We start from the raw sequence: 25,517 nt of genomic DNA, 5'->3' as shown, positions 1-25,517 counted from the left end.
TTGTCTACAAGGGAGTTTTTCACTTTATCGAAATGATTATAAGTAAGACTTAATCATCTTACGTGCTTTTTTCATATTGCGTTTTGAAAATACATCTTGCTTACGAGCATATTGATATGCTGCAGCTCCAACACCTAATGCGATTAATGAATTGCGTAGATTCAAAGTAAATCCCCCTTTTCGTTATCCGATCGTTCTTTCATTCTCATCAAATAAATCATCAAGAGAGCTTAGTGAACCATCTTCCTCAACTTGATGCGTATGGATTTTCCCCTTTGAAACCGATAATTCGATATAACAATTCCAGCAATAAAATTGGTTGACACCTATTTTTCCAATGTCTTTCCCTTTGCAATTTGGACAAATAAACATATGGCTTTCATCTCCTTACAGTCTCCCAGATTCTATTCGCCATTATGTCCAAACTGCATTCATTTATACATTTTACTGGAGCCTTTCAACGCTATGCGTTTGAAAGTTTCACTATATAATTTCACCTTGTTACATGAAATCATACGGTGAAATGTTTTCCACGTCCATTTCCTCGCCATTAACTGTGACCATCTGTACTTCTCCTTGTGATTCTTGCAAGCGACTAGCTAAGGTTGTTTGACGCATTGCATCATCAAGGCGATTTACACCAGATTGGAAAGCTGCTTCCTCTCCGCAAATAATAAGGAACTTCTTACTTCTTGTAATGCCCGTGTAAATTAAATTACGACGTAACATACGGTTGTAACTTTTCACGATTGGCATAATAACAATCGGAAATTCACTACCTTGTGATTTATGAATGGAACAACAATATGCATGCGTAATTTGATTTAAATCGGGCTTCGTATACGTTACCTCAATTCCATCAAATGAAACGATAATCATATCTTGTTGCTCAACGTTTTCTTTCGCATAAAACACCGAAACAATTTCCCCAATATCACCATTAAACACTTGGCTCTCCGGCTGATTCACGAGTTGCAGTACTTTATCGCCTCTTCGGTACACAACATCACCGTAAGCAATTTCTTTACTCTTTTCCCTCTTCGGATTAAATACTTGTTGCAGCGCTTCGTTTAATACATTAATACCAGCAGGCCCGCGGTACATCGGTGCTAATACTTGTACATCTCTTGCGCTAAAGCCTTTTGTTTTAGCATTTTCACAAACTTTTTTCACAACCTCAACAATTTGAGCTCCTGTACAGCCGATAAATGAACGATCTTTTTGATTTTGTGCTAAATCTGGTGGTAGAGTTCCATTTTTTATCGCATGGGCAAGTTGAATCACTGATGAGCCTTCCGCTTGACGATAAATTTCAGTAAGCTTCACTGTCGGAACTGCGCCTGCATTTAATAAATCTTTTAATACTTGTCCAGGTCCTACAGATGGCAACTGATCTTCATCACCTACAACGATAACTTGAATGTTCGTCGGCAACGACTTAAATAGCTGATTTGCAAGCCAAATATCAACCATTGAAAATTCATCGATAATAAGGAGCTTACCTTGGACAGGATCCGTTTCATTACGCTGGAAAGATCCTTCTGGCGTCCAACCAAGTAAACGGTGAATTGTGCAAGCTGGAAGTCCTGTCGATTCACTCATCCGCTTCGCTGCTCTTCCTGTTGGAGCTGTTAATAGTATTGGAAATGGATTATCATCACTGTATTCATTCGGATTTAACGATAACCCGTGTAGTGATGCATACATTTCAACAATCCCTTTAATAACTGTTGTTTTCCCTGTTCCTGGTCCACCTGTCAATAACATCATCGGTTTATGAAGTGCCGTTTGAATTGCTTCTTGCTGAAACGGTGCATATTGTACGTTCAGTTGTTCTTCAATTTCACCTAACGTTTTTAACACTTCTGCTTCTGGAAATGAAGGTGTTTCTTCTTGATTCATAAGCCTGCGAATAGACTTTACAACACCTTTCTCAGAGTAGAATAACGTTGCTAAATACACTCGTTCTTCTTCTATGATGACTTTCCCTTCACTTTGCATCGTTTCAATACAACCTATAATATCTTCCTCAGTCACTCTTCCTTCTTGATTGTTTAAAAGTGACATCGTTTCTCTTACAAGTTGATCTTTCCTCATATAAACGTGACCAAGTTGTAATGAGACATTCTCTAATGTGTAAAAACATCCTGCGCGTACACGGTCGTCATGATTACCCGATATCCCTAACGCACGCCCTATATCATCCGCTCTTCCAAAACCAATCCCGTCCACTTCTTCGATAAGTTGATACGGATTATTACGAATCACTTCTAATGTCATCTCTTTATATTGCTGGTAAATCTTAATAGAAAGTTTCGTTCCAAAACCGTAGCCATTTAAAAAGCTCATTACTTTCTCTAGCCCTTGATGTTCAACAATTGTCTCATATATTTCCTGAGCCTTTTGTTTATTAACAACACCATTTAATGCCTCAGGGTCATCCATAATTTTAGAAATAGCATGTTCTCCGAGATGGTCCACAATTTTTTCAGCTGTACGCTTTCCTATCCCTTTAAATAAATCACTCGCTAAATATTGCACCATACCTGCTTTTGTTTGCGGCAATTCTTTTTTAAATGTTTCAACCATATATTGTTTTCCATACTTTGGATGGTCCTTAAAATGACCTGTCAATGTAAACACTTCATCTTCATGCATGCGGGGAAAATGACCGTTTATCATTACTTTCTTTTCGTCATACGTTTCATTCGTTTCAATGACTTTCATACTGACAACGGAATAGAGGTTTTCTTCGTTGTGGAAAATGGTATGAAGAACTTGCGCTTTTATAAACTTTTTCTCTTCCTCAAACAAATCCATTGCATGTTGATTTCCCATTTTTCCTCTCCTTTCCGGTATTTTCACTTTAATGAGCAGTACATCCCCCACCTTTTTAGATGAGGGATAACTACCCATTAAACTATATTTTTATCTTATTCAGCTTCTTGCTCTAATAAACGAACGCCATTACCCGCTAAAAAGTGATCTGGCTGAATTTCAATTGCTTTCTTAAATAAAGCGAGAGCCTTCTCATTATTTTCCTCAAATACGTACGCAACACCTAAATTGTAATACGCATCTGCATGCTCCTCATCCATTTCTAATACCTTTTCAAAATAAGGTTTCGCCTCTTGAACGTGTTCTAATCGCGCGAAGCAAAGTCCGCACTGGAATACAGCTTCTACATCGTTTTCATCTAATTCTGTTGCTCTTTGTAAGAATGGTAGTGCAAGACGATCATTTCCAAGCTGTACATGTGTGATACCTAACATAAATGTTACATCAGCTGATTGTAATCCAGCTTGCATTGCTTGTTCAAATACAGCTTTCGCTTCAGTAAATTGCTCTTGGCCATAATATACATTTCCTAAACCATAATAGGCTGCTGCAGATTTATCATCTAACTCTAGTGCACGTTTATAAAATAAAATCGCTCGCTCGCTATCACCTAATACGTCTAATAAATTTGCAAAATTAATGTACCCAAGCGCATCTTTCGGATTTTCTTCGATTGCTTCTGTAAAATTTTTAGCTGCTTCTTCCCAGTTTCCTTCTTGCATATATTGAATACCTGTTTCAAGTTTGTTTGACATGTCCTTCACCTCTACAACAAATTATAACAAAGAATGTATTTTCCAAGCGAACGAAAATTCGCTTTATGTAAAAGAAACCTCTAACCGCTAATCGGCAGAGGCTTCTCATTTATCCTAAATAATCCAATTTCTTACCACTACGGTACACTTCATCAATTGTAGCACCGCCTAAGCACTCATCTCCATCATAGAAAACGACTGCTTGTCCTGGTGTAATTGCACGAATTGGCTCATCACAAAGAATACGAACTGTATTTTCATCAACGATTTGAACCGTTACTTTATTGTCTTCTTGACGATAACGGAATTTCGCCGTGCACTTAAATTCTGTTTCTTTTTCTTTGTTACTTACCCATCCTACATTCGTAGCAATAACTTCATCACCATATAGAAGTTCGTTATGGAATCCTTGATCAACATATAAAATGTTTTCTTTTAGATTTTTCCCAACAGCAAACCATGGATCACCATTACCACCAATTCCAAGGCCATGACGTTGTCCAATTGTATAATACATTAAACCGTCATGCTTCCCTTTCACTTCACCAGATAATGTTTGCATTACACCTGGTTGTGCCGGTAAGTAGTTACTTAAGAAATCTTTAAAGTTACGCTCACCAATGAAGCAAATACCTGTACTATCTTTTTTCGCCGCTGTCGCTAAGCCAGCTTCTTTCGCCATTTCACGAATTTGCGGTTTCTTTAATTCACCTAATGGGAACATTGTTTTTGATAATTGCTCTTGGCTTAATTGATTTAAGAAATATGTTTGATCTTTATTGTCATCAACACCGCGAAGCATTTTATATTCGCCGTCCATATAAGCAACGCGTGCATAATGGCCTGTTGCCACATAATCCGCACCAAGCGCAATTGCATGCTCTAAAAATGCTTTAAATTTAATTTCTTTATTACACATTACATCTGGGTTTGGTGTACGACCAGCTCGGTACTCATCTAAGAAGTACGTAAATACTTTATCCCAGTATTGTTTTTCAAAGTTTACTGCATAATACGGAATACCAATTTGGTTACACACTTCAATTACATCATTGTAATCTTCTGTTGCTGTGCAGACACCATTCTCATCTGTATCATCCCAGTTTTTCATAAAAATTCCGATTACATCATAACCTTGCTCTTTTAATAAAAGTGCTGCTACAGATGAATCGACGCCACCGGACATTCCGATGACAACGCGTGTTTCGTGAGGTAGTTTGTTCATCATGTCACCTCCCATGCTAATTTTGTGTTAATCGCTTCACGATTTTCACTGTTTCGTACGCCGCTTTTTCAATTTGCTCTTTCGTATTTCCAAGTCCAAAACTAAAGCGTACGGATGAACGTATTTGATCGGAGTCTTTTCCAAACATCGCTACTAATACATGTGATGGATCAATCGAACCAGCTGTACAAGCAGAACCACTTGATACTGCAATGCCAGCTAAGTCTAAGTTCACAAGGAAAGGTTCAATGTTCATTCCTGTAAAACTTACATTAAGTACATGCGGTAAGCGATGTTCTAAGTTTCCGTTTACCTCGAAAGTAATGCCTTCATTTTTGAAGACAGATACCATTATATCTTTAAACTCTTCATATTGGGCATTTTTTTGCTCACGAGTTTTTTCAGCTATAAGAATTGCATACTGAAGCCCAGCAATACTAGGCACATTTTCCGTACCAGCACGGCGTTTTCTTTCTTGCTCTCCGCCTATTAATAACGGTTCAAATTTCACATTTGCACCAGCGTATAAGAAACCTACACCTTTTGGCCCGTTAATTTTATGAGCTGAAATTGATAATAAATCAATACCAAACTCTTTCACATTAATTTCTACTAAACCGTAAGCTTGTACCGCATCTGTATGGAAATACGCTTGATGCTCTTTTAACAGCTTTCCTATTTCCACAATCGGTTGCATCGTCCCTACTTCATTATTCCCAAACATAACAGATACAAGAATCGTCTCTTCTGTTAATGCCTTTTGTATGTCAGAAACTTGAATGCGCCCTGTTTCATCGACAGGTAAATATGTCACTTCAAACCCTTCACGCTCTAACAATTCGCACGTATGCAAAATCGCATGATGTTCAATTTGCGTCGTTATAATGTGGTTACCTTTATGACGGTTCGCACGTGCTACACCGATAAGCGCTAAATTATCAGCTTCTGTACCACCGCTCGTAAATATAATTTCATTCGGATTCGCATGAATGCTGCGTGCACACACTCTTCTCGCCTCATCTACTGTGTGACGAGTTTGACGTCCATAAAAGTGAATACTAGACGGGTTCCCGAATATTTCTGTCATATATGGAATCATCTTTTCGACCACTTCTGGGTGAGTCGGAGATGTCGCAGCATGATCTAAGTAAATGCGTTCCATTAAATCTCCTTCTTTCCAAATCGTTTCACAAGGAATTAAATGTAAAACATATAGCCCCCGTGATTTTCTTCCTCATAACGTACTAAATCTTCTAACGTTGTACTATCTAACACTTCTTGCACCGCATCACGAACACGCATCCATAACTGGCGCTGCGCTGGCTCTTCTTCTTCTATCATTTCTACAACACTAATCGGTCCCTCTAATACACGGATTACATCCCCAGCTGTAATGTTAGCCGGTTGATCAGATAATACATATCCGCCATATGCCCCGCGCGTACTCTTTACAAGACGAGCGTTACGAAGTGGTGAAATTAATTGCTCTAAGTAATGCTCGGATAAGTCATGCGCCTGCGCAATTGATTTTAATGAAATCGGACCTTCACCAAACTTTTTTGCAAGATCAATCATAATTGTTAAGCCATAGCGGCCTTTCGTTGAAATTTTCATCTATTTTGCACCTCTTTTCAAATTTTCACTTCTATTGGTTATATCTTATTTATAAAAAGAACACAATTTAAAATCCTATGAAATTATAGCATAATATAGTATTATAAGAAATTTCAACTTGTGTATCAAAATGATAACATAAAATCACATTGAAAAACTCGGGAATTATTACAATTGAAAGAAAAATGAAAATATTATCCTTTATTTTTCCCATAAAACAGCATCCTATTTCAAATTTCGTAGAAAAAAATGATACGATAGAACGAGATTATATATTAAGGGAGACGGTCCAAATGAAACAACCACTCGCACATCGAATGCGCCCTATAAATATTCAAGAAATTATTGGGCAACAACATTTAGTTGGTGAAGGAAAGATTTTATGGCGAATGGTCCAAGCCAATCATTTTCAATCTATGATTTTATACGGTCCTCCAGGTACAGGAAAAACATCCATTGCCAGTGCAATTGCTGGAAGTACCGGTACCCCGTTTCGTCTATTGAATGCTGTTACTCACAATAAAAAAGATATGGAAGTTGTCGTACAAGAAGCGAAGATGCATCGACACCTCGTTTTAATTTTAGATGAAGTTCACCGTCTAGATAAAGCAAAGCAAGACTTTCTATTACCTCACTTAGAAAGCGGACTTCTTACTTTAATTGGCGCAACGACAAGTAATCCATTCCATGCAATAAACTCCGCTATTCGAAGCAGGTGTCAAATTTTCGAATTACACGCACTAACAGAAGATGATATTTTAATTGGGTTAAAAAGAGCTTTAGAAGATAAAGAAAAAGGCCTTGGAGAATATGCTGTAACGGTAACAGATGAAGCACTACATCACTTTGCAAACGCCTCTGGTGGTGATATGCGTTCTGCTTATAACGCACTTGAGCTTGCTGTATTATCTAGCTTTACTACAGACGATCAAGCGGCTGAAATCACACTCGAGATTGCAGAAGAATGCTTACAAAAAAAGAGCTTCGTTCACGACAAAGGCGGCGATGCTCATTATGACGTATTATCAGCATTTCAAAAATCAGTGCGCGGAAGTGATGTAAATGCAGCGCTCCATTATTTAGCACGCCTTATTGAAGCAGGTGATTTACAAAGTATTGGCAGACGCCTTCTTATTATGGCTTATGAAGATATTGGACTTGCTAGCCCACAAGCTGGACCACGTACACTAGCTGCAATTGAATCAGCTGAACGAGTTGGATTCCCAGAAGCACGCATCCCACTTGCAAATGCCGTTATCGAGCTATGCTTATCACCAAAATCAAATTCAGCTTATAAAGCACTTGATGCTGCATTACACGATTTACGCAACGGTCAAACAGGTGACATTCCAAGCCATTTAAAAGATAGTCATTACAAAGGCGCAGAATCACTTGGAAGAGGCATTGGATATTTATATCCACACGACCATCCAAACGGCTGGGTAAGGCAACAATACTTACCTGATAAAATAAAAAACAAGCAATATTATAAACCGAAAACGACAGGGAAATTTGAGCAAGCACTTTCTACTGTTTATGAAAGATTACAAACTTCGAATAAAACGAAAAATAAAGGGTAACATAAACGAAAACGTCACCATTATGGAGGCTTCGCTTATGAAAACACGTCAAGATGCATGGACAAAAGAAGATGATCTCCTTTTAGCAGAAACTGTTTTACGACATATTCGCAGCGGAAGTACACAAATAAAAGCATTTGATGAAGTCGGCGATACGTTGAACCGGACTTCAGCAGCTTGCGGCTTTAGATGGAATGCTGAAGTAAGGCCGAATTACGAAGATGCTGTGCAGCTTGCGAAGAAACAACGTAAAGAATTAAAGCGCTCTGAAGCTAAAATAGAAAAAAATCAGTTCACGAAAACGAAACAACTCGTAATCGATGCTGAGTTTTCTGAAGATATTACGCCAAGTAAACAAGAACTTACGATGCAAAATGTCATCTCATTTTTGCAAAACTTGGAGCATAATAACCCTTCACTCGCAAAGTTGCAAACTGAAAATGATGTATTACAAGCTCAGCTCACTTCTCTGCAAAAAACGAATCATGAACTTGAAACGAAATTAGCGGTACTCACAAAAAAACAACAAGCAATCGAAGAAGATTACGCGATGCTTGTTCGAATTATGGATCGTGCTCGAAAACTTGTTTCGGTCGAAGAGCAAGAAGAGCAAATTGCCCCGATTTTCAAAACCGATCAAAACGGGAATTTAGATATTATTTATTCTGCTGAGAATTAAAAACAGGGATGTCACTTTTTTGACTGAGTGACATCCCTGTTTGTTTTCGGTAAATCATATATATACATGTCGGTAAATGAAATTATATCAACGATTTAATAAAGGATATCGATTTAACGACAAAGATTGACAATAACATTCCTCCTTTTCATACAAGGAAACTCCTAAAACGGATTAGATATTTTTTACTAAAATGTTATTATAAACATATAATTTTAAAGGGAGCTGGTTACTATTTCTTTAATAGTCTTCAAAATAACACTCGGTGTTCTCATCCTAACTTTGGCTCTTTTCACCATTAACAGTTTAAAAAAGACGTCCGCCTATACATCAGATAAATATGATCATTACTTACTAGCGTTCCTTACATTTGAACTAGTAGTAATGCAAATATCCATATTTCTTTAATACATAAAAAAAAAGCATATATCCAAAATGGATATATGCTTTTCTTTTATTCTTGCCCTACACGTTTCACTTCTACATTTTTAATACGTTCACGTACAACGTGACTTGCCATAATTAAGCCTGCCACAGATGGTACGAATGCATTTGATGAAGGCGGTAATTTCGCTTTACGAATTTTTGCATTTTCGTCTGGTACGATTTCTTTACGTACTTCTTCACGAATTACGATTGGGTTTTCGTCAGAGAAGACAACTTTTACACCTTTTTTAATACCCTCTTTACGAAGCTTCGTACGAATTACTTTCGCAATCGGATCTGTGTGTGTTTTAGAAATGTCCGCAATACGGAAACGAGTTGGGTCCATTTTATTTGCTGCACCCATACTGGAGATAATTTTAATTTTACGACGTAAACATTGTTTAATTAAATGAATTTTGAACGTAATCGTATCAGATGCATCCACTACGAAATCCAAACCGTGCTTAAAGAACTCTTCATATGTTTCATCTGTATAAAACATTTCAAGTCCAATTACTTCACACTCTGGGTTAATGTCTGCGATACGCTCTTTCATTAATTCTACTTTTGAACGTCCTACAGTAGATACTAAAGCGTGAATTTGACGGTTTACGTTTGTAATATCTACAACGTCTTTATCAACTAATACAAGACGTCCAACGCCAGAACGTGCTAACGCTTCAGCTGCAAAAGAGCCTACGCCGCCAATTCCTAAAATACCGACTGTACTATTTTTTAATATTTCAAGTCCTTCTTTACCGAAGGCTAATTCATTACGTGAAAATTGATGTAACATTCAGCTCTACACTCCTATTACAAAAATGGTCTACCATGTATTCTAGCGTTTTTCCGACTATTTGTATAGAAAAAGTTATAGAATTCCTAAAAATACATATTTCGAAAATGAAAACATAGACCAGAATTTCATTTCTTCCTAAATACACGTTTAAAAAGGAGGATTTAGAGAACCGAGCAGATCGAGGCGCTGAAGCCAGGAGGAGCGCAGTGTAGAAAAATACTACTCGAGCACCGGACTGGCGAAGCAACGATGAGATGCGACAGTTATCTAAACCGGACTTTTTAAACAACCTCTCAAAAAAAGTCTAGACGGTTATAGTATAACCATCTAGACCCTATTCTTACTTCTCTTCTTTTAAGCTTAATTTTAAGTTTAACTCTTCAAGCTGTGCTTCTGCAACTGGGCTTGGAGCTTCTGTTAATAAGCAGCTTGCGCTTGCTGTTTTTGGGAATGCAATTGTATCACGAAGGTTCGTACGGCCTGCAAGTAACATAACAAGACGATCTAAACCTAATGCGATTCCGCCGTGTGGTGGTGTACCGTATTCGAATGCTTCTAATAAGAACCCGAATTGCTCTTGCGCTTCTTCTTGTGAGAATCCAAGTGCTTTGAACATTTTTTCTTGTACGTCACGCTCGTAAATACGAAGTGATCCACCACCAAGCTCATAACCGTTTAATACAAGGTCATATGCTTGTGCACGTGCTTTTTCTGGTGCTGTTTCTAGTAACTCAACGTCTTCACGGAATGGCATTGTGAATGGGTGGTGAGCTGCGAAGTAACGATCTGCATCTTCATCGTACTCAAGAAGTGGCCAATCCGTTACCCATAGGAAATTATATTTACTTTCGTCAATTAACTCAAGCTCTTTACCTAGACGTAAGCGAAGTGCACCTAAGCTATCTGCAACAACGCTCTTCTTATCTGCTACGAATAGTAATAAGTCGCCAGCAGTAGCCTCTAATGTGCTCATTAACACATTTGCATCTTCTTCACTGAAGAATTTCGCAATCGGTCCTTTTAAGCCATCTTCTTCAACTTTAAGCCAAGCTAGACCTTTTGCACCGTATACTTTCACGAATTCAGTTAATGCATCGATGTCTTTACGAGAATATTTACTTGCAGCACCTTTTGCATTAATTGCTTTTACTTGTCCGCCGCTTTCTACAGCACTTGTAAACACTTTAAAGCCACAACCTGCTGCAAACTCAGATAAGTCTGTTAGTTCCATTTCAAAGCGTGTATCTGGCTTATCAGAACCGTAGCGAGCCATTGCATCAGCATATTTCATACGAGGGAATGGTGCACTAACTTCTACACCTTTTGCATCCTTCATAACTTTCGTCATCATACGCTCCATCATATCTAAAATTTCATCTTGTGTTAAGAATGAAGCTTCGATATCGATTTGCGTGAATTCCGGTTGACGATCCGCACGTAAATCTTCATCACGGAAACAACGTGCTACTTGATAGTAACGCTCAAATCCGCCGACCATAAGAAGCTGTTTAAATAACTGTGGTGACTGCGGTAGTGCATAGAATTCACCATCATGCACACGACTTGGCACTAAATAGTCACGAGCTCCTTCTGGCGTGCTTTTCGTTAAAATTGGTGTTTCTACTTCTAAGAACTCTTCTGTGTCTAAGAAGTTACGAATTGTTTTCGTTACGTCATGACGCATTTTGAATGTGTTAAACATTACTGGACGACGTAAGTCTAAATAACGATATTTTAAACGCACATCTTCTGATGCATCTGTATCATCAGCAATGATGATTGGCGTTGTTTTCGCTGCATTTAGTACATTTACTTTTGTTGCTTGTACTTCAATACGACCAGTTGCCATATTGTCATTAATTGCGCCTTCACCACGTTCAACAACTGTACCTTCTACGTGTAATACGTATTCGCTACGAATTGTTTCTGCTACTTCTAACGCTTCTTTTGATGTTTCTGGGTTAAATACAACTTGCACGATACCTGTACGGTCACGTAAGTCGATAAAGATTAATCCACCTAAGTCACGGCGTTTTTGTACCCAACCTTTTAATTGAACTGTTTGTCCAACAGCTTCTACTGTTACTTTTCCACATGCATGTGTTCTTTCAGCCACTGTAAGTTCCCCCTATATTAATTTCTCTGCTACGTATGAAGCAAATACATCTAACGCTACTTCTTCTTGTTCACCTGTTGCCATATCTTTTAAGTTAATGATGCCTTTATCTAGCTCATCTTCTCCTAATACAGCTACAAATTTCGCCTTTAGACGATCTGCTGATTTAAATTGTGCTTTCATTTTGCGATCTAAATAATCTTTTTCAACTGACAATCCAGCTTTACGAAGATCGAACGCAACTTTTGCAGCATGGTCTTTCGCTTTTTCGCCAAGCGCCACAACGTAACAATCAATGCTATGTTCAAGTGGTAATTCAATGTTTTCAGCTTTTAGCGCCATAATTAAACGTTCAATACTCATTGCAAAACCGATACCTGGCATTTCTGGTCCACCGATTTCTTGTACAAGTCCGTTATAACGGCCACCACCGCTTAATGTAGTGATCGCACCGAAACCTTCTGCCTCACTCATAATTTCAAAAACAGTGTGTTGGTAGTAGTCTAAACCACGCACTAAGTTCGGATCTTTTTCAAACGGAACATCCATCATCGTTAATAGTTCTTGAACTTTGTCGTAGTATATTGCTGAATCTTCGTTTAAGTATTCTGTAATAGATGGTGCTGTTCCCATTAATTCATGGTTACGGTCCTTCTTACAGTCTAAAATTCGAAGTGGATTCTTTTCTAAGCGAGATTGACAGTCAGAACAGAATTCGCCGATACGTGGCTCAAAGTGTGCGATTAATGCATCACGGTGTGCTTGACGGCTCGCTGCGTCACCTAAACTGTTTAATACAACTTTAATATTTTTTAAGCCCATGCCGCGGTAAAATTCAACAGCAAGTGCAATTACTTCTGCATCAATTGCAGGGTCATTACTGCCGATTGCTTCGATACCGAATTGTACGAATTGACGATAGCGACCTGCTTGTGGTCTTTCATAACGGAACATTTGACCGATATAGTATAATTTCGTTGGTTGTGTTGCATCACCAAACATTTTATTTTCAACGTAAGAACGTACAACAGGTGCAGTACCTTCTGGACGTAATGTTAAGCTACGCTCTCCACGATCTTGGAATGAGTACATTTCTTTTTGTACGATATCTGTCGTATCACCAACACCGCGTAAAAATAGCTCAGTGTGCTCAAAAATTGGTGTACGAATTTCTTTATAATTGTAACGACGGCAAATTTCGCGTGCTTGCCCTTCGATATACTGCCATAACTCAACAGTGCCTGGAAGAATATCTTGCGTTCCGCGTGGGATTTGAATAGACATATTCAGTTCCTCCTCAAATTGTTTTAATCTTAATAAAAATAAAAAAACTCCCGCCTCTACTGTTTGAACAGTAGGGACGAGAGTATTATACCCGTGGTGCCACCCTAATTGAAGCACTTATGCTTCCACTTTTTTAATAACGCTTAAATATGCGTTCATCCCTACTAAGCGTATATGCCGTTCAAGTTGAAACCTCTAGAGTGTCATTCAATCAGTCATCATGTAGAAATGTTTTCAGCCTAAGACATTCCTTCTCTTTCCATGTGTGTCTCATTTACTCTTCTCTATCAACGGTTATATTCATATGTAAATATAAAATTACTATACGTTTGTTAAGTAGGATTGTCAAGTGCTCTAAGAACGTTCAATCTGCTTCTTTAAACGCTTTACATCTTGAAGAGAAATCCCAAACTCGGAAGCAAGCTCCATTGAAGTATTGTTTTGCTCTTTTGAAATAAAATCATGAAAATTCACGTTAAATAGTTGATTTGCACCATTTGTAACAGAATGCCCTTTTTCATTCATACGCATACGTATATCCCTCACATTCAATATGGATGTTTTACTTTTTATTGTTCCATATTGATGAAAGAGTTATACATAACCAAAACTGCTATTAATTCCAAATAAATGAACAAAACATACAACAATGTATAAAAAAGAGAGGATTATATAACCCTCTCTTTTTTATCAACACTATTTACTTTCTACAATTAAGGTCACCGGACCATCATTGATTAAAGAAACATCCATCATTGCTCCGAACTTCCCTGTTTCCACATGTAATCCTTGTTTACGAACTTCTTCATTAAAGAAATCGTATAAACGCTCTGCATAATCAGGTTTCGCAGCATCCATAAAGTTTGGACGTCTTCCCTTGCGGCAATCTCCGTATAATGTGAATTGCGAAATAGATAGAACTTGTCCTTCTACATCAAGTACAGAATGATTCATCTTTCCGCTCTCATCTTCAAAAATACGTAAGTTTGCAATTTTTTCCGCAATGTAAGTTGCATCTTTTTCTGTATCTTCGTGCGTAATGCCAACTAGTAATGTTAAACCGAACGGAATTTGTCCTACGATCTCACCGTCTACTGTGACAGACGCTTTCTTTGATCGTTGCAAAACAACTCTCATCTTTCTACACTCCCTATTAATGCATCATGCGTCGTACTGCATAAATTTCTGGAACGCGTTTAATGCGTTCTACTACTTTTTTCAAGTGTTGTAAGTTACGAATCGAGATTGACATATTAATTGTTGCCATCTTATTACGGTCACTTCTACCAGAAACAGCTGAAATGTATGTTTTCGTCTCTGTAACAGCTTGCAGTACTTCATTTAATAAACCGCGGCGATCGTAACCTGAAATTTCAATATCAACGTTATACTCTATTTCTTTTTCAGGGCTACCTTCCCACTCAACTTCTAATAAACGTTCTATCGCTTCTTCTGTATGAACATTTACACAATCACGGCGGTGAATCGATACACCTCGGCCTTTCGTAATATACCCAACGATATCATCACCCGGAACTGGGTTACAGCATTTCGATAAACGGATTAATAAATTATCAGCACCGCTTACCTTTACACCAGAATCCCATTTTCGAATTTTCATCGGTTTACGAACTTCTTTAACTTCAACAATTTCTTCTTCTTCGCGTTGCTTGCGGAACTTGTCCATTAGTCGCGTAACAATTTGCGAAGCTGTAATTCCGCTATATCCAACTGCTGCAAACATATCTTCTTCATTTGCAAAGTTAAATTTCTCAGCGACGCGTTTTAAGTTATCAGGCGCTAATACTTCTTTCATCTCATACTCTAGACCACGTACTTCCTTTTCAACAAGTTCACGGCCTTTTTCAATATTTTCGTCTCTACGTTGTTTCTTAAAGAATTGACGAATTTTATTTTTCGCATGAGATGTTTGAGCAAGTTTTACCCAATCTTGACTTGGGCCATATGAATGTTTCGACGTTAAAATTTCAATGATATCACCGGTTTTTAATTTATAATCCAGCGTTACCATTTTCCCGTTTACTTTTGCACCAATTGTTTTATTCCCAATTTCCGAATGGACACGATACGCGAAATCAATTGGAACCGATCCAAGTGGTAATTCCATTACATCGCCTTTCGGTGTAAAGACGAATACCATGTCAGAGAATAAATCAATTTTTAATGACTCCATAAATTCTTCTGCATTAGAAGCTTCATTTTGCCATTCTAATATTTGACGGAACCACGTGAGTTTCTTCTCTAATGTACCTGTTGTTTCTGCTGTTTTTCCTTCTTTGTATGCCCAGTGTGCCGCGATCCCGAATTCTGCAATTTCGTGCATTTCTTTCGTACGAATTTGCACTTCAAGTGGATCACCTTTCGGTCCAATTACAGTCGTATGAAGAGATTGATATAGATTTGCTTTTGGCATTGCAATATAATCTTTAAAACGACCTGGCATCGGCTTCCAGCACGTATGAATAATTCCAAGCACTGCATAACAATCTTTGATACTATTTACAACAACACGTACAGCTAATAAATCGTAAATTTCATTGAACTGTTTATTTTGCAGTGCCATTTTACGATAAATACTGTAAATATGTTTCGGTCTTCCAGAGATCTCAGGTTGAATTGCAACTTCTTTTAATTTCTCACGAATACCAGTCATTACTTCGTCTAAGTATTCTTCACGTTCTGCACGTTTACGCTTCATTAAATTTACAATACGATAATATTGTTGTGGATTTAAATAGCGAAGTGACGTATCCTCTAGCTCCCATTTAATAGTACTAATTCCGAGTCTATGTGCTAAAGGTGCAAAGATTTCTAGCGTTTCATTCGCTATGCGACGCTGCTTCTCTTGAGGCAAATGTTTCAATGTACGCATGTTATGAAGACGATCAGCTAGTTTAATTAAAATAACTCGAATATCTTGAGCCATTGCAATAAACATTTTGCGATGGTTTTCTGCTTGTTGTTGTTCGTGAGATTTATATTTGATCTTCCCAAGCTTCGTAACACCATCAACAAGCATAGCAATTTCTTTGTTAAATTCCCGTTCAATATCTTCTAACGTAATCTCTGTATCTTCCACTACATCATGTAAGAAACCTGCTGATACCGTAGCTGGATCCATGTGTAAATCAACTAAAATACCTGCAACTTGAATTGGATGAATAATATACGGTTCACCCGATTTTCTGTATTGTTCGCTATGCGCATCGCGTGCATATTCATAGGCACGTGCTACTAGCTCAATATCTTCATCCACTAAATATTGACTTGCTTTCTCGAGTACCTGTTCAGCTGTTAGTACCTGCTCATTTGCCATCGAATCACCTTTTATTGAAAATTGACTTTATCTTTATTTAATAGAATAAATTATATTCTATCATTATAACCCAATGATTGTGAATTGTGAAAAGGAAAAGATTTTACTAACATTTCACCATGATTTTTTGTTCAATTATACAAAAGTACCCGCTCCTCTCCAAGAGATTCACGGGTACTTTTTATCACCGTAGTTTTACCTATATAGTGATTAGTATTTTTCTAATACTAATACATCGTAACCATCTAACATTTTACGACCATCTAAGTAAGTAAGCTCTACTAAGAATGCAATCCCTGCTACAACTCCGCCAAGTTCTTCAACTAGCTTAATTGTCGCTTCAATAGTTCCACCTGTAGCTAATAGGTCATCTGTAATTAATACGCGTTGACCTGGCTTAATTGCATCTTTATGGATTGTTAAAACATCTTTACCATATTCTTTACCGTAGTCAACTGTAATTACTTCACGTGGTAATTTTCCTAATTTACGAACTGGCGCAAATCCTACTTCTAACGCATAAGAAACTGGGCAACCGATAATGAAACCACGAGCTTCTGGTCCTACTACAACATCGATATCTCTTTCTTTTGCGTATTCAACGATTGCATCTGTTGCTGCTTTGTATGCTTTACCGTCATTCATTAAAGGTGTAATGTCTTTAAACACAATACCTTCTTTCGGATAATCCGGTACAATTGCGATATGTTGCTTGAAATCCATATTTCTGAATCCTCCTCAGATCTAAAAGGTTTGTAAATACAAATCCTTTACCCTAACTGTTCTACTTCTTTATGATTACGAATCGTTTCAAACCATGTATATAGTTGCTGATATGTGCTATAAACCAATTCTTTTTCTAATTGTAAGTGGTTCATTTTCTCACGATATGTGTTCGATTCAATTAAATCACGCTTTTGTTTTTTGTCTGCCATAAAAATGACGCCATCTTTTATTGTAACAAATTCTAACTCAAAAAACACCTGTGTCATAAAATTTACTGTATCTTTTGACCAACCTTTATGACGACATAGTTGTTCTCCATATTGTCTTAAAGAAAATGGTGTTTTTTGGCTTAAGAAAGAATAGTACCATTTAAAGTGTTCTCTCGTCGGAACTGTACTAAATAAGTGGTTATTCTCTTGATAAAATAGCGTATAAATTCGCGCTGGGAATCCTGCCTTAAATAACTCACGTAATTCATCGGTTCCTTTTGGTAAATCAAGTAACACGATATATTGATCATCTAAATGCGTTACTTCTGAAGCATGCATGAGCTTTTCTTTATAGCTCTCTAAAGAAAATTTATTCAATACCTCTTCAGAAAAATACACCATTGTTATTTTTTCTTTCGGAAGTTCTGCTAAATTTGCTTCTGCATTACGCATACTACGCCAATCAAATAATTGCCACGCCTCTACAGCAATATCTTGTACCATTAGTTGTGGCTTCTTAAAATTATTCCATTCATTGATGGATGCTTCTCCTATTACAGATACTTTTGCAACTGGAGAGATTTCTTTCGCATATGCACCAAAACCAAATCCAATTGTATCCAGTGTTGCTTGTCCATCACGAAGAGCCATTTTTAAATGAGAACCATCTGATCCGATTGCGCGAATGCTTTCTAACTCTGCATCTTTTACTGCAATACGTGGTTTCGGATTTCCAATACCAAACGGGGCTAGTTTTTGCATATCTTCAATTGCCGCTAGCGTTACATCCTCTACTTTGCAAAAAACATCAACTGCTGTAATTGGAATAAAATCTTCTTCTGTTAAAATCGCATCTGCTTGTTCATTTAATCGGCGACGTAATTCATCTACATCATTCATATGTAGCGTCATTCCCGCTGCCATCGGATGCCCTCCGAAGTGTGGCAATAACTCTCTACAATCTGATAAGTTTGCAAACAAATCAAATCCTGCAATACTACGTGCTGAGCCTTTTGCTGTTTCTTTTATAGGATCGATGCTTAATACAATCGTCGGACGATAAAAACGTTCAACTAATTTAGAAGCAACAATTCCAATTACCCCTGGGTTCCAGCCTTCTTTTGCAAGTACTAATACTTTGTTTTCTTCTGGCGGGAATTTATTTTCAACTTCAGCGATAGCTTCTTCTGTAATTTGCTTTACAATATCTTTTCGCAGTTTGTTCAGCTCATCAATTTCTTCGGCCAACTCTTTCGCTTCCTCTGGATCATCTGATAATAAAAGGTGTACAGCCGGCGCAGCATCTTCTAAACGCCCAACCGCATTAATACGAGGTGCAATTGAGAAGCCAATACTCTCTTCTGTAATTTCACTTTGCGAAACGTTAGCAACTTTAAACAATGCCTTCAAACCAATATTTCTCGTCATACGCATATGTTTTAAACCGCGTTTCACTAGCAACCTATTTTCACCATGAAGTGATACTAAATCGGCTACTGTACCGATTACTGCAATCTCTAATAAATGTTCTGGTACACGGCCTAATAGTGCATGCGCAACTTTAAACGCAACACCTACACCAGCTAAATAGTGAAACGGATATACGCCACCTTCTAATTTCGGATGTATAATCGCAAGCGCTTCTGGCAATTCTGGCGGTGGCTCATGGTGATCTGTAATAATTAGATCTATTCCAAGCTCTTTCGCTACATTCGCTTCATGTACTGCTGCGATGCCAGTGTCGACAGTAATAATCAGTGAGAAACCTGCACTATGCGCCCAACGAAATGCTTCTTCGTTCGGTCCATACCCTTCTGTAAAACGATTTGGAATGTAAAATTCTACTTCTGCACCTAATTCTTGAAGAGCAAGATATAAAACCGTCGTACTACTTACTCCGTCCGCATCGTAATCACCAAATATTAATATTTGCTCTCCATTTTGAATCGCCTTATTTACACGTTCTACCGTTCTATCCATTCCTTCTAATAAAAATGGATCATGAAATTCTTGATTTTCTGTATTTAAAAAATCTAAAATCTTATCTTCTGTATCTAGTCCTCTACCGAGGAATAATGAAACGACAAGTGGCGATAACTGTAATTTACTTGCTAATTCACTCACTCGCTCGTCATTATATTCTTTTTCTTTCCAACGCGTCTTCGGTTGTAACACGAAATCACCCCTTAACCTGTTCATTATACAAGACAGATTAAGGGGTGACAATATAATGCAAACTACGATGCAATATCTATATACTAAAATGTTAATGATGTTTAATTTGGAGAATACGGATTTATATGTACGAATACATTTTGTACATTATCTTGTTTCATAAGTATTTCTTTCACATGTTTTCCAATACGGTGTCCTTCTTCTACGGTAATGTATGGATCTACAGACACTTTAATATCGACAATAACATAATGACCATGCTCCCGTGCATATAAAGAACCAATTTTTTTCACACCATCTACTTGAAGAACGGCCTCTCTAAGCGGAATAACATCCTCCTCATGAAGAACATGGTCAAGCGTTGCATGAATTGCTTCCGCTCCAATGCTCCATGCCATTTTTACAACAAGAAGTGAAACAACTAATCCTGCAATCGGATCAGCATATACGAGCCAGTCTATACCAAACTTACCACCGATTATAGCTGCACAAATACCGATTAAAGCTGCAATTGAAGAAAATACATCCGAACGGTGCTCATATGCATTTGCAATAATTGCATCACTGTTTACTCTTTTCCCTAATCGGAATTTATATTGAAACATTCCTTCTTTCACGACGATTGAAAGAACAACAGCAAATATCGTAATTCCTTTCGGCGGTTCTAGTTCTTGCGAAAAAGCTTTTATAGACGAAATCGCGATTTCAAGTCCCACAATAAATAATAATACCGCAACAATAATCGCTGAAATCGATTCCGCTTTACCATGACCATACGGATGATCCTCATCAGGTGGCTGCTTTGCCGCTCGCAGTCCAAAAAGTACAGCTAGCGAACCTATTACATCTGATGCAGAATGCACGGCATCCGCTAATAACGCTTTACTGTTCCCAATATAACCAATTACCGCCTTTACAATCGCTAATATAATATTACCAACGATCCCGACAATAGCACCAAACTCGGCCTGTTTAAAACGTTCATCTTTTTCCATAATTAAAATCCCTTCTTTTCTTAACCTATCTTTTTATTTTAACAAAAACAGCGATAACACCACCACTTTCTTCCATCTTCTTTCTGTTAAAAAGTTGCTATCTTATTGTATCCACAAACGAAAAAAGAGATGCCTCATAAAGAGACATCATCTTTTCTATACTTGCGGTTCAGATTCTACTTTCTCAACCTTCTTCTTGTTTTTTCCCTTTTTCAAACGACGGTTTTCAAGCATTAACCAAATTTGAGAGGCAACGAAAACAGAAGAGTACGTACCTACAATTAATCCAACAAGTAACGCAAACGAGAAGTTACGTAGTGACTCACTACCGAAGATAAGCAGTGCAATTACTGGGAATAACACTGTTAATACGGTGTTAATCGAGCGACCAAGCGTTTGGCGAATACTTGCATTTACGATTTCTTCTAGATCTTTTATATCGCGCACTCGTTTTTTCTGTTTGTATAATTCACGGTTTCTATCAAATGTAACAATCGAGTCATTAATAGAATAACCGATGATTGTTAACACTGCAGCGATAAACGTTAAGTCTACCTCTAATTGGAAAATACTAAACATAACAACCATAACGAAAGCGTCATGTAATAATGCAAGCACTGCAGATAACGCATACGTAAATCGGAATCGAATACTTACGTATAAAATGATAACCGCAGAAGCAATCAGTACAGCGATAAATGCATTTCGTGCAATTTCTTTACCGATTGTCGGTGAAACTGTACTGATGTTTGGATCTGTACCATATTTATCGTGGAAGAATGTTTTTGTTTTCGCAATTTCATCTTTTGATAAAACACCTAATGTACGAACTGCGAAACCTTTATTGTCATCTCCAGTCGGTACAATATTTTCTTCCTTCACATCAATGTTCAATTCTTTAAAATCTTTATGAACATCAGACACCGTAACAGCTTGTTTTGATTGCAAGTCAATACGTGTACCACTCGCAAAGTCAATACCAAGATTCAATTTGAAAATTGGTAAGATAATTGCACCCGCAATTACAACTACAATCGAGAAGATAAGGAATTTATGACCGATATTTACGAAGTTAATACGATCAAATCTCGTTGGCGGATGTACTACACCTTTTGTTAATGGAATAATATCCTTTTGTTTCACACCAAAATATCCTGGTTTTTTATCAAAGTAACGGCTCTTTACAAGTAAACCTAGTAAGAAACGAGTACCGAATACGTTCGTAATAAAACCAACTAAAATACTTACGATTAAACTTGTTGCGAATCCTTTTACAGAGCTATTACCATAAACGAATAACACACCAGCTGCCGCAAGAGTTGTAACGTTTGCATCTAGAATTGTTGCTAATGAACGATGGTTACCAGCGCGGAATGCCGACATCATGGACTTACCAATTTTCAACTCTTCTTTCAGTCTCTCGTACGTAATAATATTCGCATCAACTGCGATACCTACTCCGAGCACTAACGCCGCAATACCTGGCAACGTAAGAACTGCATGCATCCAGTTAAAGACAAGTAATGTAACGAAAATGTATAAACCTAACATAATAACCGCTACAAGTCCTGGTAAACGGTAGAATACAAGCATAAATAAGAAAATAAGAGCGATACCAATCGCACTAGCGAAAATCGTTTGCTCTAACGCTTGTTGACCAAACTTCGCTCCAACAGATGTTGAATACATTTCTTTTAAATCAACAGGAAGTGCACCTGCATTTAATAAAGATGAAAGTTGTTTCGCACTTTCAACTGTGAAGTTTCCACCTACGATAGATACTTCAGCTTGGTTAAATACTTGGTTTACTGTTGCTGCTGATAAGAACTTCGGATTCGGTTTTGCAGATTCTGCTTTGTACGAATCTTTTCCTTCTTCAAAATCAAGCCAAATTACCATTAAATTCGTTGGTGGTGGCATTTTTGAAATTTTTTCAGTTACTTCACGGAATTTTTCAGCGCTCTTTAGTGTAAGACCTACGCTCGCACGGCCTTGCTCATCAAATGTTTGCTTCGCTCCGCCGCCTTTTAAATCCGTTCCGTCCATAAGAAGATTATCATCTACATCACGGAATGTTAATTTCGCTTGTGTTGATAACATTTCACGTGCTTTTTGCTGATCTTGTACACCAGCAAGCTGTACACGAATTCGATCTTGCCCTTCGATTTGAATGTTCGGCTCACTTACACCGAGAACATTGACACGATTCTCAAGAGCACCTACTGTACTTACAAGTACGTCTCGATCGATTTTGTCCCCTTTTTTGGCTGGTTTTACTTCATACAGAATTTCAAAACCACCGCGAAGGTCTAGTCCTAGACTAATTCCTTTTGCTATGTCTTTTCCTGCCGCACCAATTACTCCACCGATTAATAAAACGATGAGGAAAAAGGCGGCAATTCTCGTACCACGCTTTGCCATATGTACCCTCTTTCCGCTACTAACACTTTAAATAAATCTCTTACGATTCACTTTTACACGTGTGCATACGTCTAGTTAGTAGACTTCCTTTCTATAATTTTGCTAGCTCATCACTAGCTGTGCCGGTACGTTTTCACGATACCTGCACTTTCATTATTTGTTTTCTCTCTTCACTACCTCCTTTATATATGATCTTAGACATAATTATTTCCTGATTATCAATACCTATCATTATACTGCAAAAGGAAGAACAAACCAATTGCAGTCGGTTATTTATTTTCATATTCATCAAATGACCAAAGTGGCGCTTGATATGCTTCAACAGTTAAATATGTCATATATTCATTAGCACTTACTGTTAATACGTCATTAACTAATTCATACAATCTAACATCGCTGTCTATCTTCTTCCACTTTTTCACTTTAAGAAACTTCCAAATGTCATCATCTGTCACTCTGTCGTAGCCGAACATTTGAAACTCTTCTACTTTACTTTCTAAAACGACTTGTAACTGTCCGCGGTATGATTCTACCAAAGCCTCTCTATCTAACATCTATAACATCTCCTTCTTATTTCGCACGAAAAGTCGCTTTTATTCCCGCTCTAATGGACAGCAATAACTACTTTCAAGAGCACTATCATATTTCACTCTCTTAAATGCTTGTCATTCTTGTCTCGTACGTGCATATAAATTATTGTAAATCATTCCATTGATTTTGAGAAGGTAGGAGAAGAACATGACGAGACAAAGCTTTTTAAAAGGCGCATTTATTTTAATGATAGCCGGCTTTATTACAAAAATACTCGGCTTTATCAACCGCATAGTAATGGCACGTATTTTGGGAGAAGAAGGCGTTGGTCTTTATATGATGGCCGTTCCTACATTCATTTTAGCAATTACATTGACACAAATTGGTCTTCCTGTCGCAATCGCAAAATTTGTAGCAGAAGCGGAAGCTGTGAACGATAAACAAAGAGTTAAAAAAATATTAACCGTATCACTAGCTGTTACATCCGTTATTAGTATCATTTTAACAATCGGAATTATGTTCCTCACACCTATTTTAGCAAAAACATTATTAACCGACGAAAGAACGTACTATCCATTAATGGCCATTTTGCCCGTTGTTCCTGTTATTGCTGTTTCTTCTGTTTTGCGTGGTTATTTTCAAGGGAAACAAAACATGAAACCTAGCGCTTATGCGCAAGTTCTAGAACAAGTCGTCCGCATTACCATTATTGCTATATGCATTCAATTATTTTTACCTTACGGCATAGAATACGCTGCAGCCGGCGCTATGTTATCAGCTGTTCTCGGTGAAGTTGCATCGTTATTATTTTTACTCACGTTATTTCAGCGAGAAAAACATTTATCAATACGCTCTGGATTTTTTACTACTGTAAAGGAAAGCAAAGGGACATTTTATTCTCTGATGGATATTGCCCTTCCAACTACAGGAAGTCGTTTAATCGGCTCCGTTTCATATTTTTTTGAACCTATTGTCGTTATGCAAAGCTTAGCAATTGCTGGTGTCGCTGCTTCTGTTGCAACTCAGCAATACGGTATATTAAACGGTTATGCATTCCCGCTTCTATCACTACCCGCCTTTATTACATACGCTCTCTCTACAGCGCTCGTCCCTTCTATTAGTGAAGCAATGGCAAAAAGACAACATAAATTAGTGGAGCACCGTTTACAACAAGCACTTCGAATTTCATTAATTACCGGCGGATGGTCTGTCGTTATATTATACGTATTCGCTTCTCCTGTTTTAACTCTTATGTATGGGTCAGACAGTGCAACAGCATTCATTCAACTTCTTGCGCCTTGCTTTTTATTTCATTATTTCCAAAGTCCACTTACCTCTGTTTTGCAAGCTTTAAACTTAGCAAGAGCTGCAATGATGAATACATTTATTGGTGCCATCGTGAAATTAATCGTTATTTTTGTACTAGCATCAAGGCCAGAATTTCAAATGATGGGGGTTGCTCTCGCTATTGCTGCAAATATTGTAACAGTAACATTTCTTCACTACGCTACTGTTTTAAAAAAGATTACATTTACCATTTACGCAAAAGACTATATTTTCGGCGGACTTGCCATCGGTATCGCAGGCGCCTTCGGTTTTTATCTTCATAAATATATTATTTTCTCTCATGCCCTTGGCATACAAACATTATGGGAAATCACTTTAACAACAATTGTTTATATCGTACTTCTCTTCACTTTCAAACTCATTCGAAAAGAAGAGTTAAGTCGTCTCCCTATCATTCGTAAACTTTCATTTTTGAAATAAGGTGAAACTTTAATCAGTGGGGTAATCTCCACTGATTATT

General features: G+C 37.6%; 21 protein-coding genes and 1 other annotated feature. Of the genes, 3 read left to right on the top strand and 18 right to left on the bottom strand.

What is annotated here, in order from left to right:
* Positions 1-36: 36 nt before the first annotated feature.
* From AU379_RS02425 to AU379_RS02395, 7 genes are all read right to left on the bottom strand, one after another.
* On the bottom strand, positions 37-165 hold the full coding sequence (locus AU379_RS02425; protein WP_001053553.1) for a YrzQ family protein: 129 nt from the start codon (positions 163-165) through the stop codon (positions 37-39).
* Positions 166-183: 18 nt separating this feature from the next.
* On the bottom strand, positions 184-372 hold the full coding sequence (locus AU379_RS02420; protein WP_000469281.1) for a hypothetical protein: 189 nt from the start codon (positions 370-372) through the stop codon (positions 184-186).
* A gap of 129 nt (positions 373-501) precedes the next feature.
* Positions 502-2,838 carry an ATP-dependent RecD-like DNA helicase gene (locus AU379_RS02415; RefSeq protein ID WP_000528086.1) on the bottom strand — a complete coding sequence of 779 codons (2,337 nt, stop codon included), beginning with the start codon at positions 2,836-2,838 and terminating at the stop codon, positions 502-504.
* A gap of 95 nt (positions 2,839-2,933) precedes the next feature.
* Positions 2,934-3,593: a tetratricopeptide repeat protein gene (locus tag AU379_RS02410; RefSeq protein ID WP_000066407.1), complete on the bottom strand. Its 660-nt coding sequence runs from the start codon at positions 3,591-3,593 to the stop codon at positions 2,934-2,936.
* Positions 3,594-3,702: 109 nt separating this feature from the next.
* Entirely contained in the window at positions 3,703-4,818 is a 1,116-nt protein-coding gene (mnmA, locus tag AU379_RS02405) for a tRNA 2-thiouridine(34) synthase MnmA (RefSeq protein ID WP_001038010.1), read from the bottom strand.
* A 16-nt stretch (positions 4,819-4,834) separates the two neighbouring features.
* Entirely contained in the window at positions 4,835-5,980 is a 1,146-nt protein-coding gene (locus tag AU379_RS02400; protein WP_000439893.1) for a cysteine desulfurase family protein, read from the bottom strand.
* A gap of 35 nt (positions 5,981-6,015) precedes the next feature.
* Positions 6,016-6,432, bottom strand: coding sequence for an Rrf2 family transcriptional regulator (locus AU379_RS02395; RefSeq protein ID WP_000704116.1), 417 nt, complete (start codon positions 6,430-6,432; stop codon positions 6,016-6,018).
* 293 nt (positions 6,433-6,725) lie between these two features.
* On the opposite strand from AU379_RS02395, the gene AU379_RS02390 reads away from it, so the two are divergent.
* Positions 6,726-8,012, top strand: a complete 1,287-nt coding sequence (locus tag AU379_RS02390; RefSeq protein ID WP_000812902.1) for a replication-associated recombination protein A — start codon at positions 6,726-6,728, stop codon at positions 8,010-8,012.
* A 37-nt stretch (positions 8,013-8,049) separates the two neighbouring features.
* Positions 8,050-8,691, top strand: coding sequence for an RsfA family transcriptional regulator (locus AU379_RS02385; RefSeq protein ID WP_000857722.1), 642 nt, complete (start codon positions 8,050-8,052; stop codon positions 8,689-8,691).
* A 454-nt stretch (positions 8,692-9,145) separates the two neighbouring features.
* Here AU379_RS02385 and AU379_RS02380 read toward each other — a convergent pair whose 3' ends face one another.
* The 11 genes from AU379_RS02380 to AU379_RS02330 form a co-directional block, all read right to left on the bottom strand.
* Positions 9,146-9,913 (bottom strand): tRNA threonylcarbamoyladenosine dehydratase, encoded by a 768-nt coding sequence (locus AU379_RS02380; protein WP_000903177.1) that lies wholly within the window; start codon positions 9,911-9,913, stop codon positions 9,146-9,148.
* Positions 9,914-10,256: 343 nt separating this feature from the next.
* Positions 10,257-12,032: an aspartate--tRNA ligase gene (gene aspS / locus AU379_RS02375; protein ID WP_000840905.1), complete on the bottom strand. Its 1,776-nt coding sequence runs from the start codon at positions 12,030-12,032 to the stop codon at positions 10,257-10,259.
* 12 nt (positions 12,033-12,044) lie between these two features.
* Positions 12,045-13,316, bottom strand: coding sequence for a histidine--tRNA ligase (gene hisS / locus AU379_RS02370; RefSeq protein ID WP_000027081.1), 1,272 nt, complete (start codon positions 13,314-13,316; stop codon positions 12,045-12,047).
* Positions 13,317-13,385: 69 nt separating this feature from the next.
* Positions 13,386-13,616, bottom strand: a binding site (T-box leader).
* A gap of 54 nt (positions 13,617-13,670) precedes the next feature.
* Positions 13,671-13,847: a hypothetical protein gene (locus tag AU379_RS30460; protein ID WP_001242605.1), complete on the bottom strand. Its 177-nt coding sequence runs from the start codon at positions 13,845-13,847 to the stop codon at positions 13,671-13,673.
* A 165-nt stretch (positions 13,848-14,012) separates the two neighbouring features.
* On the bottom strand, positions 14,013-14,453 hold the full coding sequence (locus AU379_RS02360) for a D-tyrosyl-tRNA(Tyr) deacylase (protein WP_001266965.1): 441 nt from the start codon (positions 14,451-14,453) through the stop codon (positions 14,013-14,015).
* 16 nt (positions 14,454-14,469) lie between these two features.
* Positions 14,470-16,653 carry a GTP diphosphokinase gene (gene relA / locus AU379_RS02355; RefSeq protein WP_061138939.1) on the bottom strand — a complete coding sequence of 728 codons (2,184 nt, stop codon included), beginning with the start codon at positions 16,651-16,653 and terminating at the stop codon, positions 14,470-14,472.
* 210 nt (positions 16,654-16,863) lie between these two features.
* Positions 16,864-17,376, bottom strand: coding sequence for an adenine phosphoribosyltransferase (locus AU379_RS02350; protein ID WP_000346215.1), 513 nt, complete (start codon positions 17,374-17,376; stop codon positions 16,864-16,866).
* Between the two features lie 47 nt (positions 17,377-17,423).
* Positions 17,424-19,763 carry a single-stranded-DNA-specific exonuclease RecJ gene (gene recJ / locus AU379_RS02345; RefSeq protein ID WP_000941237.1) on the bottom strand — a complete coding sequence of 780 codons (2,340 nt, stop codon included), beginning with the start codon at positions 19,761-19,763 and terminating at the stop codon, positions 17,424-17,426.
* 101 nt (positions 19,764-19,864) lie between these two features.
* A complete protein-coding gene (locus tag AU379_RS02340; RefSeq protein WP_000409741.1) occupies positions 19,865-20,758 on the bottom strand; it encodes a cation diffusion facilitator family transporter in 894 nt (297 codons plus the stop codon).
* Between the two features lie 156 nt (positions 20,759-20,914).
* A complete protein-coding gene (gene secDF, locus AU379_RS02335) occupies positions 20,915-23,179 on the bottom strand; it encodes a protein translocase subunit SecDF (RefSeq protein ID WP_001119065.1) in 2,265 nt (754 codons plus the stop codon).
* Positions 23,180-23,448: 269 nt separating this feature from the next.
* A complete protein-coding gene (locus AU379_RS02330; RefSeq protein WP_000886978.1) occupies positions 23,449-23,733 on the bottom strand; it encodes a post-transcriptional regulator in 285 nt (94 codons plus the stop codon).
* 184 nt (positions 23,734-23,917) lie between these two features.
* Here AU379_RS02330 and spoVB point away from each other — a divergent pair, with 184 nt between their 5' ends.
* Positions 23,918-25,477, top strand: a complete 1,560-nt coding sequence (gene spoVB / locus AU379_RS02325) for a stage V sporulation protein B (RefSeq protein ID WP_000198300.1) — start codon at positions 23,918-23,920, stop codon at positions 25,475-25,477.
* Positions 25,478-25,517 lie beyond the last annotated feature (40 nt).

Source organism: Bacillus sp. JH7 (assembly GCF_001563515.1).
GTDB classification, from domain to species: domain Bacteria; phylum Bacillota; class Bacilli; order Bacillales; family Bacillaceae_G; genus Bacillus_A; species Bacillus_A cereus.
The sequence above is the reverse complement of the archived record's forward strand: the minus strand, read 5'-3'. Positions and strand labels throughout refer to the sequence as shown.